Genomic DNA, 12,873 nt, shown 5'->3' with positions numbered 1-12,873 from the left:
ATAATTCATATACGTAGATATACTTATGCTAGCATAACAAAACAATGAAAAACAAGGTTTTAAGTACTTATTTGGTAAACAATAATTCTCGATATTTCGTTAAAGGCCACAATTCATCATCTATCATAATTTCTAATTTATCACAATGATATCTGATATCTTCATACAGTGGTTTTATTTTATGACAATAACCATCTGCTTTTTTATCTAAATCTTCTAACTTGTTAATAATTTTACGCCCATCAATCATTTTTGTTACTAATGAATTAATAGCCTCTATATGTTTTGAAATTTGCTCAATTAATAACAACTGCTCTTTTGCATAATCTTTATAATGATCGCCATAAATACTTTTTAGGCCCATAACATTTTTAATTAAAATATTTTGGTACTTTACTGCAGTTGGCACAACATGATTTCTTGCTAAATCTCCACTAACTCTACTTTCTATTTGAACATGAAGAATATACTCTTCGATTTCTATTTCATAGCGTGCTTCTGATTCTACTTTATTTAATACACCTAAATTCTCAAACAACTCAATTGTAGATTTTGCTTTTTTAATTTTTAATGCTTCAGGTGTTGTCTTATTATTACTTAGACCACGCTTCTTTGCTTCTTTTTCCCATGCTTCACTATATCCATTCCCTTCAAACAATATAGCTTTTGAGGTTTTAATATACTCTCTAAGGACGTTGAATATAGCATCATCCTTCTTCATGTCTTTATCATCTATAAGCTTATCAACTTCGACTTTAAAATCTATAAGTTGCTTTGCTACAATTGAATTTAAAACTGTCATAGGATTAGCACAATTTGCTGTTGACCCTACGGCCCTAAATTCAAATTTGTTTCCAGTAAATGCAAAAGGAGACGTTCTATTTCTATCTGTATTATCTCTTAAAATTTCAGGAATTTTACCAACAACATTCAATTTTAAATCTGTTTTCTCTTTAGGTGATAGTTTACCTTTTGTTACGGATTCTAACTCATTTAACACCTTAGTTAATTGGTCACCAATAAAAACGGATATGATTGCAGGTGGAGCCTCATTAGCACCTAAACGATGATCATTACTTGCAGATGCAATGGCTGCTCTCAATAATTCTTCGTGCGTTTGTACAGCTATAATTGTGTTGATAAAAAATGTTAAAAACTGTAGATTACTCATAGGAGTTTTCCCTGGCGACAATAAATTAACACCTGTATTTGTACTTAAACTCCAGTTATTATGTTTACCAGATCCATTGACACCTACAAACGGTTTTTCGTGCATTAATACTGTAAAATCGTGACGCTTTGCTATCTTTTGCATAATATCCATTAATAAGGAATTATGATCTACAGCCAAATTAGCTTCCTCGTAAATAGGTGCTAATTCAAATTGGTTTGGTGCAACCTCATTATGTCTCGTTTTTACAGGAATACCTAATAACATACATTGATGCTCTAAATCCCTCATATAAGACATTGCTCTAGTTGGTATAGATCCAAAATAATGGTCATCTAACTGTTGCCCTTTTGCTGGTGAATGTCCAAAAAGCGTTCTTCCAGTGAGTAAAATATCTGGTCTTGATGTTGCCAGTGCTCTATCTATTAAAAAATACTCTTGCTCCCAACCCAAAGAAGCGGTTACCTTTTTTACATTTTTATCAAAATATTTACAGATGGCAACTGATGCTTTATCTACAGCATGCAGCGCTCTTAAAAGCGGTGTTTTATAATCTAAAGCTTCGCCAGTATAAGAAACAAATACTGTTGGGATACATAATGTACCATCGTATATAAATGCAGGTGATGTAGGATCCCAAGCTGTATATCCTCTCGCTTCAAAAGTATTTCTTATGCCACCATTAGGAAAACTAGATGCATCAGGTTCTTGTTGCACTAATTGACCACCATCGAATTTTTCTATAGCTAAACCATTACCTATAGTTTCAAAAAAAGCATCATGTTTTTCTGCTGTTGCACCAGTTAGTGGTTGAAACCAATGTGTGTAATGCGTCACACCTTTAGAAATTGCCCATTCCTTCATTCCTGTGGCAATATGATCTGCGATTTTACGATCAATTTTAGATCCTTTTTCTACGGCTTCGGTTACACTATTTAGGCCTTCACTGGTTAAATATTGGCGCATAGCAACCTCATTAAACACATTAGATCCGAAGATTTCGGACTGTCTTTTAGTTTCTTTAATCTTTAAAGGTTTACGTTTTAATGATGCTTTTACAGCATGAAATCTTAGCGTTGACATATTGATAAAATTAGGGGGCAAAAATACTAAATAATTAAATTTATTTCAGCGACCCATATAAAAATATGGCTTGTTAACAATAATTGATAACATTTCATTGAAAAGCCCCTGAATTTTTTGAGTACAGAAAAAAAATAACAATATTTGTAACTATATATTATATAAACAAAATTTCATTATGGCAAAAATTAAATTAGAATACATTTGGCTTGATGGTTACTTCCCAACTCAAAATATGAGAAGTAAAACCAAAGTAGAAGAACATGAAGACTTTAAAGGAACTGTTGAAGAATTAGGGATGTGGTCTTTTGATGGATCATCAACTAAACAAGCTTCAGGAGGTTCTTCTGACTGTTTACTAAAACCAGTTGCAATTTACCCAGATCCTGCAAGGATTAACGGTTATTTAGTAATGACTGAGGTTTTAAATGCAGATGGCACACCACATGTTTCTAATGGTAGAGCTACTATTGATGATGATGATAATGATTTTTGGTTTGGGTTTGAGCAAGAGTATTTTATTATGGATACTAAAACTCAATTACCTTTAGGGTTCCCAATTGGTGGATATCCTGCACCTCAAGGAATGTATTACTGTTCTGTTGGCGGAAAAAACACACACGGAAGATTATTAGTTGAAAAACATGCAGATTTATGTATCGATGCTGGTTTAAACTTTGAAGGTATTAACCAAGAAGTAGCATCAGGACAATGGGAATTCCAATTATTTGCTAAAGGTGCAAAGAAAGCTGGAGACGAAATCTGGATCGCAAGATATTTACTTGACCGTTTAACTGAGCAGTATGGTTATTATATTGATTATCATCCAAAACCGTTAGGTAAAGATATGGATTGGAATGGTTCTGGTATGCATGCTAATTTCTCTAACGAAGTTTTAAGAACTTGTGGTTCTGAAGAAACTTATGGAAAAATATGTGAAGCGTTCCGTCCAGTAGTAAAAGAACACATTGCTGTTTACGGTGAGTTTAACGACCAACGTTTAACAGGTGATCATGAAACAGCTTCAATTAATGACTTTTCTTGGGGAGTTTCTGATAGAGGTGCTTCAATCCGTATTCCAATTATTGCAGTTGAAAAAGGCTGGAAAGGTTGGTTAGAAGATAGAAGACCAGCTTCTAATGGTGATCCATACAAAATTGCAGGAAGAATTATTAAGACTGTAAAAAGCGCTAATATTTCTTAATTAGCACTAATAATTATATACTTAGGCTTGTAGTTTCTACAAGCCTTTTTTATTTCCCTTATTTTAAAGATATATATATGAAGATTAAATAAGCCCCAAATAACAGCATTCCTTTTAGTCTTCCTATTTCAAAACGCTTAGGAATCATTATCAATGGAATTAAAATGGCAGCAAAAGCGATCATCCACCATATATTAGTTGATAAAATCTGAGGTGTTGCGGGATTTACAACAATTGGCTTAATAATAGCAGTAAGCCCTAAAACCGATGCAATATTAAAGATATTAGACCCAATTAAGTTTCCTAATGACAGCGCTTTCTCTTTCTTTAATGCAGCAATAACAGAAGCCGCTAATTCTGGTACGCTAGTACCAATTGCAATTACTGTTACAGAAATAGCGTAATCACTAACACCTACATCTTCTGCTAACTGTTTTGCTCCTCTTACTAGCCATTCTGAACCAAAATACAAGCCAGCCGCTCCTATTAGCAGCCACATTGTAATTTTAAAGTTAGAAACCGTTGAAAGCGCATCATCTACGTCCTCCATATTGGCTTTTGTCTTTTTTCTTGAGCTTCTAATTAATACTACTAGAAATACGATTAATGCAATAAAAATAATTGCACCTTCTGTAGCAGTTAAAATATTATCATTCCATAAAAAATAGTATAATGCAAAAGAAGACAACATCATCATTGGCCAATTTAATTTATAAAACTCTCTGTCTACTGCCAAAGGCGCAATGATGGCTGTGATTCCTAAAACTAAACCAATATTTGCAATGTTAGATCCTATGACGTTGCCTAGCGAAATATCTGAAACGCCATCTAAAGCCGCTTGTAAACTCACTAATAATTCTGGTGCTGAAGTTGCAAAAGAAACCACAGTCATACCTATTACCAATTTGGATAATTTAAGTTTAAAACTCAATCCTACGGACGCTCTAACTAAAAAATCTCCACCAACAACCAATAGTGCTAAACCAGCAATAACATAAAATACACTCATTCTCTATTCTACTTTTTAATACCTTAATTTATTAAAGCTGCGAAGATACTATTTACTTTTTACAGATATCCAAAACTAGATTTTTCGTTAAATAACTATTAAAGTAGTTTTATAACTATAAAAATAGTTATATATTTGATTTAAAGTTAATCTATATAAATTAATCATGCAGAAGCTTACAAACAAAGAGGAAGAAATAATGCACATTTTATGGAGGCTTGAAAAAGCATTCGTAAAAGATGTTTTATCAGAAATTAACGATGACAAACCTCACTATAATACACTCTCCACAATAATTAGAAATTTAGAGGAGAAAGGTTACGTAAGCTATAATGCCTATGGTAAAACCCATCAATATTTTCCAATTGTCTCCAAAGAAGACTACAAAACAAAATTTATGAATACGGCTATTGAAAACTACTTCAATAATTCCTACAAAAATGTAGTTTCTTTTTTCGCCAAAGAAGAAAAAATAAGTGTTGATGAGCTTAAAGAAATTATTAGTTTAATTGAAAACAAAAAATAATATGGAATATTTATTAAAAGCTTCTGCCGTAATCGCCATATTTTACTTTTGTTTTTTCTTTCTTTTAAAGAAAGAAACATTTTTCCAACATAATAGATCTTTTCTTTTATTAGGATTAATAATAGCACTGATTTTCCCATTAATTGTGATACCAAATTATATAGTAATTGAATCTATACCAATTACAGAAACAACATTTACACCAAATTCATTAGTCAATACTAATGAAACCTACACAACAACGGAACAATCTTTTAATTGGCTAAACCTATTTTCAATTCTATATTATATTGGATTGTCTATTTTTTTTAGCCAATTTTTATTTCAGTTTGGATCTTTAATTGTATTGTTATTAAAAAACCCTAAACAGAAAGATCAACAATTTACGTATGTTATTATAAATAGTAAGGTTACTCCATTTTCATTTTTTAAATGGATCGTTTATAATCCAAAAAACTATAGCGCTGATGAGTTAGAGATAATACTAACTCATGAAAAAACACACGCAAAGCAGCTCCATTCCATCGATATATTATTCACACAACTCGCTTGCGTTGTTTTCTGGTTTAACCCTTTAATTTGGCTTTACCGAAAAGAGATTCAACAAAACTTAGAGTACATTGCAGATTTAACTACTCTTAAAAACTCTACTGACAAAAAAGAATACCAACATTTATTATTAAAAACAAGTGTTGCAAATCACAACATGTCAATTACAAACAACTTTTTTAACTCATCAATCAAAAAACGAATTCTTATGTTAAACAAATCAAGATCAAAAAAGAAGAATCAATTAAAGTATTTATTAATGATACCACTTTTAGGGGCAATGTTATTAAGTATGAATACTAAAAATATCTATGTAGACAACGTAACTTCTGTTAGTGTAAAAGACTCCACTATAGAGTTTGTAGTCACAAAAACCACAACAGATAAAGAATTAAAAAGCATGTCTAATTCTATAGAACAAAAAGGTGGCACTTTAGTTTTTAGTCAAATAAAACGTAACACTAATAATGAATTAATCGATATCTTTTTAGAACTAAACAATCATAAATATGGTGGAGGTAATTCTAAAAATACAATAGATGCTTTCATTATCTATAAAGAATTCTCTGGTTATGGTGGCGGTTATGTTGGAAGAATAAATGGTGCCACTATTCACTTTGATGAAGATCATAAAATATATGATAACACAATTTTAGATCAACTAACCAAACGAGCACATCAAGCAATTCTAAAAGCTGGAATTTACAATGAAAATGAATTGAAAAATTCTAATTTACATAACACTAAAAATAAGATTCAGAATAATACAAAAAAAGAGAAGTCAGGATCTCAAGTTATTTCAGAATCTATAAAAGTGAAATTCACTAAAGACATGAATAGTGAAAGTTTAGATAAAATGGCTAAGTTTTTAAAATTGCATAACGTTACAATGTTTATCAATAAAATAAAACGAAATAACGATAACGAGATCGCAAATATCGCTATTGAATTTATTACAGAATACGGATCAACAATCTACAAGGAAAAGGACCAAAATGGTATTGATCCTTTCTATTTTGAAATGAATGACGATGGTAATTTTAAGGTAAGCACATTTCAAAATCATGACGAAAACACAACTGGCAATAGACTACAAACTTCAATGGGCAAAGCAAAGTCTAAAGACACTATAACTATTACCATAGATACATTGCGAGTAAATCGTAGTTTAGAGAAGCCATCTCAAATTTATTATGAAGACGTAAACTCTAATACAACACAAATAACAAAAGAAGAAAATAAGAATTTACAAACGGAACAAAATAAAATTGACAATATTAGGCTCTCTAATAGCCAAAATCCTAAACCGCTTATTATTGTTGACGGCAAAGAAGTACACTCAGATTCACTAAAAAAACTAAACCCTGACGACATTGAGGGCATCATTGTTTTAAAGGATGAAAAAGCTATAAAAACTTACGGAGAAAAAGGCAAAAATGGCGTTATCGTTATTAGTTTAAAGGATAACAATTCCTGGTCTTCAGATAGTGAAAGAAAACATATTACCTATACTGATAATGAAAACGATGCAAATAATGGTACTTTGTTTTATATTTCAAAAAATTCAACCGATGATAGTTTAGAAAGTTATAAAATGGAACTCTCAAAGAAAGGCATCATTGTAAAGTATTCAAAAATAAGACGCAATAAATTAAACGAAATTACTAGTTTAAAAATCAGTATTTCAAACAATAATGGTTCAAAATCTAGTGGTAACTGGAAATCTAATAGCGGAATTCCTAATATAGAATTTGGCATATCTGAAGAGACATTGATAGCAAGATCCATAGAATAATCCAGATAGTTTTTCTAAAAAAGCCAAGCTAGAATAATTTAGCTTGGCTTTTTAACTTTCATAAGGATTATACCCCTTTATTTAAGTATTATTTTTTTAATTACCGAACGGTTATTATTTAGTAGTTTCATCATATATAAACCACTAGATAGATCTAAGTCAATATAGTCTTCTACTGCTGTAAATTGTTTTAAGAGTTTACCTTCTACCGAAAAGACTTCAACATCTGCCTTATTGGTTAATCCTGAAAGATAGATTCTTCCTGTTGAAGGATTTGGATAAATTGAAACCTCTAAAGTCTCATTGGTTTCAACATTTAAAGATTGCATCCAAGTATCTCCAACATTATCTCCCCAAATATATTCTACCATTAACGGCTGATCTATAAATGGATTTCTATTCTTCTGCCAACTATATACGATGTTATTTCTATTCATTTCAAAATCATCTGGCGGATCATTTCTATGCCAATCTAAAAGCGTAGCTAAATCGCCAAGTTGCCCTGTTGTACTCGGAAAACCATTTTCTACAGACAAACCAATATATCTAATTTCCATATATAACACGCTACGTGCTACATCGCCTTTAAAACTACCCAAAGTACCAGTTGGTCCATTATACTCACCATAATGCTGATTATTTCTTGTACTATTTTCTGCAGCATCTGCCGCTCTTAGTGCATGCGCATCAGAATTGCCATGACGCAAAGAATCTACTTTGGTTGTCCAATATATATCGATCCCATCTGCAACTTCATCTTCCTCTATATCAAAAAACCCTCCTAAGGATCTTGGGAAGGTATGTTCTCTATTCCATTTGTCTGTATTATCAGATCCCGTTTGTACATCTAACTTAGCTCTTCCTTGTTCAGTATAAAGTAGCCAAACTTGGTTACTATTCGCTGGATTTTGATCTGCTTCATTTAATATAGCTAATACATCTGCATAAGTTTGTGCTCTTACTATTGATGGATCTGCAATGATATCTTGCAATGCTTGTCTTAAAGCTAGATCAGCCAAACCATCTGTGCTATCGTAGTAGCCATCTGGTTGCGTACTTTCTACAATTCCTGTTGTAGGATTTAATGGTGTTCCAAATGGAGCTATTGTAAAATCATTATCTACAATCCTAACCTCAACATAGTTATTATAAGCTATAATTGGCTCTACCAAATCCACAAACTTAATTTGCACAACCTCGTCACCTTCATCTAAAGAATCATCTACTAAAGTAATTGATGTGGTTACTGAATTCTGGCCACTTGGTATGATTAAGTTTGTATTACCTGTAAAGTCTGATGTATTAAAACCATAATTATCTAAATTAATATTGAAGTTTAAATCTGAATCTGGAGCCGTTTCTATTGTAAATGTGATATCAAACATGTCATCTTCACCATACTGTGCCTGTGCAACAGAAATAGTTATTGGATTTACAGCTGTGCCAGAACCATCATTTTCTCTACGAGGAGTTGGTGTAGCAGCAGCAAATGTAACATTGTCCATAGCATCAACATATCTTTGTATTGATTTTGGATTAGCATTTGTTCCGTTATCGTTATGTTGCTCAGTTTGTCCTAATAAAGTCATTAGGCCTGTATCATCAGCATCATTTGTATCATAAACGAGAGCATCGATTAAATTCGTTTGATTTGCTAAAGTACCTTCTGGAAAATCCTCTACTGTAGCTTGGTATATTCCAACAGCATCTGCACCATTCTGTATTATATTTTGTGAAATAATTAATTGAGGAAATGGAGCTACACCTTCACTACCAACCACTAGTAATCCGTTAATATCAGTTGAGTAGCCATTAAGATCAATAACCATATAACTTTTATCTCCTCCACTACTAGAACCATTAAAAAAAACAAGAATATAACCGTCTGTTGAGAAATTAGGCGTTTCAGATTTTAATTCAATAAATTCCGCGGTATCTGTACTCGGTGAATCTGCATCTAATTCATTTATCAATAAAACTTGAGACCAACTAATTCCGGATATTAGTAAGAATACAATCAATGTAATTTTTTTCATGCTATATTTTTTTATACAAAGATAACCGAATAATATAGGTATATGTTATGACTAAATTAAATACTAAAAACCAATGAAATAAAATATGAGTTTTGTCATAAAAATAGTTTTGTAAAAAGATGAAAACCTCAAAATAGAGCCATTTTATGACCAAATACCTCTAGGTTTCGCAAAACCCATTGAAAAAAGCCCTACAAAAGTATCAAATTAATACTAAAAATAGAATTTTAGTTCATTTTCAATACTTACATACAGACAAGTCACAAAATATTATAACAACTATGATTAATATAGTTATAATTTAGAATTCAATTTCGTCGATTTCATTAAAATTATTTGGAAGACAATATGTTGTGGTTATATATTGAAAACTCAATCAAGCAAACAACGTATTTTATTAACCACTAAAACCAAAAAACTATGATGACTCTAGCAAAATTAATTATTGAAATAATAATTTCAATATTTTAAATTAGTAACCAACTAATCACCAATCATAAAAATGTGAAGCTTAGTTCTAGAATAAGTTTTACTATTTTTGTTAAAGATTTACTATTCAATATATAATGAAAAACAAAATCTTTAAAATCTTAGCTCAACTTAATAAAGCCATATTACCTTCTTACTCTAAAAAACAATTAGATTTAAGCAAAGCCTCTAAGCTACAACTAGCTATTATAGGCTGGCGTGTTTATATTACCAAAAACGCATTAGACTAAGATATATCAACGCATTTTAAATAAAAGCACAGTATTCCCTATTGTTAAAAAGCGAGACTGCTTTTAAAAAATCCAAAAAAAAAGTCCATTTCAATTAAGAAATGAACTTTATATTCTTGTGACCTCGACAGGATTCAAACCTGTAACCTCTTGAGCCGTAATCAAGTGCGCTATTCAGTTGCGCCACGAGGCCTTTTTTAGTGGGTGCAAATATAATACATTTATTAAATCATAGCCAAACTATTTATTTCAAATTTTTAAATTAGTATTTTTGAGGTATGATTTCTACAGATTTATTACAACCATTCAACTACTTATTCGATTCAGAATTAATCGATAAAATTGCTAATGTTGCCTTTTTAAAAACGTTTAAAAAATTAGACATAATCATAGATATAGGTCAAGACTTAAATTACATTCCTCTTTTAATTTCTGGAAACATCAAAGTACTTAGAGAAGATGATAATGGAGACGAACTTTTACTCTATGTTTTAGAATCTGGTGATACTTGCGCCATGTCATTGACTTGCTGTATGGTAAAATCTGTAAGTAAAATACGAGCGATAGCAGATGAAGACGTCACAGTAATAATGATACCAATTGAAAACATGAAACTTTGGTTTAATACCAATGAAACGTGGAGAAACTTTATACTTCAAAGTTATCAAATTCGTTTTGACGAAATGCTAGAAACTATAGACACACTTGCGTTTATGAAAATGGACGAACGTTTATTTAAATACCTCACAGATCACGTTAAACTTTCTGCTTCCACTAATCTAGAAATTACGCATCAAGAAATTGCAGAAGACCTGCACACCTCACGAGTAGTTATTTCAAGACTTTTAAAACAGCTAGAACGCGAAAATAAAATAGAACTTGGCAGAAATAAAATCTCTGTTTTAGACTTTTAGCAACTTTTGTCACACAACCTTTTTTTCAACTAACTTATTTTTACTATCTATTAATATGGAATACATCTTACAACCTTGGCCTTGGTTTGTTACTGGACCTTTGTTGGCAATAATAATGTTTCTTCTCCTTTATTTTGGAAGAACTTTTGGCATGTCATCTAACTTAAGAACCTTATGCGCCATTGGAGGTGCTGGTAAACGTGTTGAATTCTTTAAATTCGATTGGAAAAGCCAACGCTGGAATCTCGTTGTTGTATTAGGTGCAATTTTAGGTGGATTTATTGCTCATTATCTATTGTCTAATCCAACAAATATTAATCTAAGTGAAGCCACCATAAAAGATTTAAACGCATTTGGATTTAGTAATGTTGGGCAAAGTTTAGTACCACCAGAATTATTTAGTTGGGATGCTGTCTTTAGTATTAAAGGTATTTTAATACTAATTGTAGGTGGGTTTCTAGTTGGTTTTGGTACGCGTTATGCAGGTGGTTGCACATCTGGCCATGCGATTACAGGCTTAAGCAGTTTGCAATTACCATCATTAATTGCTGTAATAGGCTTTTTTGCTGGAGGTTTAATTATGATTCATCTTATATATCCAATACTATTTTAATTATGGGAAAGTATTTAAAATTTTTAACCGTAGGTATGGTATTCGGTATTGTTTTAGTAAAATCTGAAGCCGTTTCATGGTATCGTATTTTTGAAATGTTTAAGTTTCAGTCCTTCCACATGTATGGTATTATTGGTTCTGCCGTTATAACAGGAATAATTTTACTATTAGTTTCAAAAAAAATTAAAATTAAAAACATAGAAGGTTCATTTTTAAGAGTGCCTTTAAAAGATCGTGGATTCATTCGTTATATTTTAGGAGGCATTATTTTTGGTTTAGGTTGGGCACTATGTGGCGCATGTCCTGGTCCAATGTACATCTTAATTGGTACTGGTGCATTCTCTATATTAGTTGTAATTGCTGCTGCATTACTAGGAACTTATGTGTACGGCTTAACAAAAGATAAACTACCACATTAAAATGGAATTAACTGAGATAATAGGCTACTTCGGTGCATTAATTGTTGGACTCGTTCTTGGACTTATAGGAGGAGGTGGCTCTATTTTAACAGTTCCTATTTTGGTTTATTTTTTAGGATTTAGTCCTATTGTAGCTACTAGTTATTCTCTATTTGTGGTTGGTAGTACTTCATTAATAGGAACATTTAGAAATATTAGAAAAAAAACAATCGACTTTAAAACAGCAATAATTTTTGCAATACCCTCAATTCTTGCTGTTTTTATGATGAGAAGCTTAGTGATACCTAACCTACCAGATGTTTTATTTTCGATAGGCAAGTTTCACTTAACCAATTCTCTTTTTATAATGTTAGTTTTTGCGCTCATTATGCTTTTAGCAGGTTGGTCTATGATAAAGTCTAAAGAAATCACAACTGAGCAAGAAATAAAGGAGTACGACAGTAATCATTACTTAGCTATTGGTACACAAGCCATTGGTATTGGTGCATTAGCTGGCTTGGTTGGTGCTGGTGGTGGATTTTTAATTGTACCTGCATTGGTCCTTTTAGTCAAACTACCTATCAAAAAAGCAATAAGTACCTCTTTATTTATCATAGCAATACAATCTTTAATAGGATTTTTAGGCGATTTAAATACCATAGAAATTGACTGGAATTTCTTAATTAGATTTACTATCATTTCAATAATTGGCATATTTATTGGGTTAGCGTTATCTAAAAAAATTAGCGCTAAAGGCTTAAAAAGAGGCTTTGGCTATTTCACTTTAATCATGGCAATTTATATTACTTATAAAGAGTTATTTTAACAGACTTTGTGACAAATATCACATTTCGGA

General features: G+C 31.5%; 11 protein-coding genes and 1 tRNA gene. 8 read left to right on the top strand and 4 right to left on the bottom strand.

Translation table 11 applies throughout. The annotated features are described in order from the left end of the window. Positions 1–67 precede the first annotated feature (67 nt). A complete protein-coding gene (locus Q0891_RS05150; RefSeq protein ID WP_299099396.1) occupies positions 68–2,254 on the bottom strand; it encodes a glutamine synthetase III in 2,187 nt (728 codons plus the stop codon). A gap of 178 nt (positions 2,255–2,432) precedes the next feature. On the opposite strand from Q0891_RS05150, the gene Q0891_RS05145 reads away from it, so the two are divergent. Continuing rightward, the gene (locus Q0891_RS05145; protein ID WP_299099395.1) at positions 2,433–3,458 is read left to right on the top strand and encodes a glutamine synthetase beta-grasp domain-containing protein; all 1,026 of its coding nucleotides are present in this window, start codon (positions 2,433–2,435) and stop codon (positions 3,456–3,458) included. Positions 3,459–3,516: 58 nt separating this feature from the next. Here the strand turns inward: Q0891_RS05145 and Q0891_RS05140 are convergent, their stop codons facing one another. Further along, a complete protein-coding gene (locus Q0891_RS05140) occupies positions 3,517–4,467 on the bottom strand; it encodes a calcium/sodium antiporter (RefSeq protein WP_299099393.1) in 951 nt (316 codons plus the stop codon). 166 nt (positions 4,468–4,633) lie between these two features. Here Q0891_RS05140 and Q0891_RS05135 point away from each other — a divergent pair, with 166 nt between their 5' ends. Together Q0891_RS05135 and Q0891_RS05130 are read left to right on the top strand one after the other, a co-directional pair. Next, the gene (locus Q0891_RS05135) at positions 4,634–4,993 is read left to right on the top strand and encodes a BlaI/MecI/CopY family transcriptional regulator (protein WP_299099391.1); all 360 of its coding nucleotides are present in this window, start codon (positions 4,634–4,636) and stop codon (positions 4,991–4,993) included. 1 nt (position 4,994) lies between these two features. Continuing rightward, the gene (locus tag Q0891_RS05130; RefSeq protein WP_299099389.1) at positions 4,995–7,337 is read left to right on the top strand and encodes a M56 family metallopeptidase; all 2,343 of its coding nucleotides are present in this window, start codon (positions 4,995–4,997) and stop codon (positions 7,335–7,337) included. Positions 7,338–7,414: 77 nt separating this feature from the next. Here the strand turns inward: Q0891_RS05130 and Q0891_RS05125 are convergent, their stop codons facing one another. After that, on the bottom strand, positions 7,415–9,373 hold the full coding sequence (locus tag Q0891_RS05125; protein ID WP_299099387.1) for an endonuclease: 1,959 nt from the start codon (positions 9,371–9,373) through the stop codon (positions 7,415–7,417). Between the two features lie 566 nt (positions 9,374–9,939). Between Q0891_RS05125 and Q0891_RS05120 the strand changes: the two genes are divergently transcribed. After that, complete coding sequence (locus Q0891_RS05120; RefSeq protein ID WP_299099385.1) at positions 9,940–10,092, top strand: SsrA-binding protein; 153 nt, start codon at positions 9,940–9,942, stop codon at positions 10,090–10,092. A gap of 119 nt (positions 10,093–10,211) precedes the next feature. Here Q0891_RS05120 and Q0891_RS05115 read toward each other — a convergent pair. Further along, a tRNA-Arg gene (locus Q0891_RS05115) sits at positions 10,212–10,285 on the bottom strand. An 85-nt stretch (positions 10,286–10,370) separates the two neighbouring features. Here Q0891_RS05115 and Q0891_RS05110 point away from each other — a divergent pair. Genes Q0891_RS05110 through Q0891_RS05095 form a run of 4 tightly spaced genes read left to right on the top strand, consistent with a single transcriptional unit; the run spans position 10,371 to position 12,843 of the window. After that, positions 10,371–11,006 carry a Crp/Fnr family transcriptional regulator gene (locus Q0891_RS05110; RefSeq protein WP_299099383.1) on the top strand — a complete coding sequence of 212 codons (636 nt, stop codon included), beginning with the start codon at positions 10,371–10,373 and terminating at the stop codon, positions 11,004–11,006. Between the two features lie 55 nt (positions 11,007–11,061). Continuing rightward, complete coding sequence (locus Q0891_RS05105; RefSeq protein ID WP_299099381.1) at positions 11,062–11,619, top strand: YeeE/YedE thiosulfate transporter family protein; 558 nt, start codon at positions 11,062–11,064, stop codon at positions 11,617–11,619. Positions 11,620–11,621: 2 nt separating this feature from the next. Then, complete coding sequence (locus tag Q0891_RS05100; RefSeq protein ID WP_299099379.1) at positions 11,622–12,038, top strand: DUF6691 family protein; 417 nt, start codon at positions 11,622–11,624, stop codon at positions 12,036–12,038. Position 12,039: 1 nt separating this feature from the next. Then, complete coding sequence (locus Q0891_RS05095; protein WP_299099377.1) at positions 12,040–12,843, top strand: sulfite exporter TauE/SafE family protein; 804 nt, start codon at positions 12,040–12,042, stop codon at positions 12,841–12,843. Positions 12,844–12,873: the final 30 nt, after the last annotated feature.

This window comes from uncultured Winogradskyella sp. (assembly GCF_947498005.1).
Lineage (GTDB): Bacteria > Bacteroidota > Bacteroidia > Flavobacteriales > Flavobacteriaceae > Winogradskyella.
The sequence above is the reverse complement of the archived record's forward strand: the minus strand, read 5'-3'. Positions and strand labels throughout refer to the sequence as shown.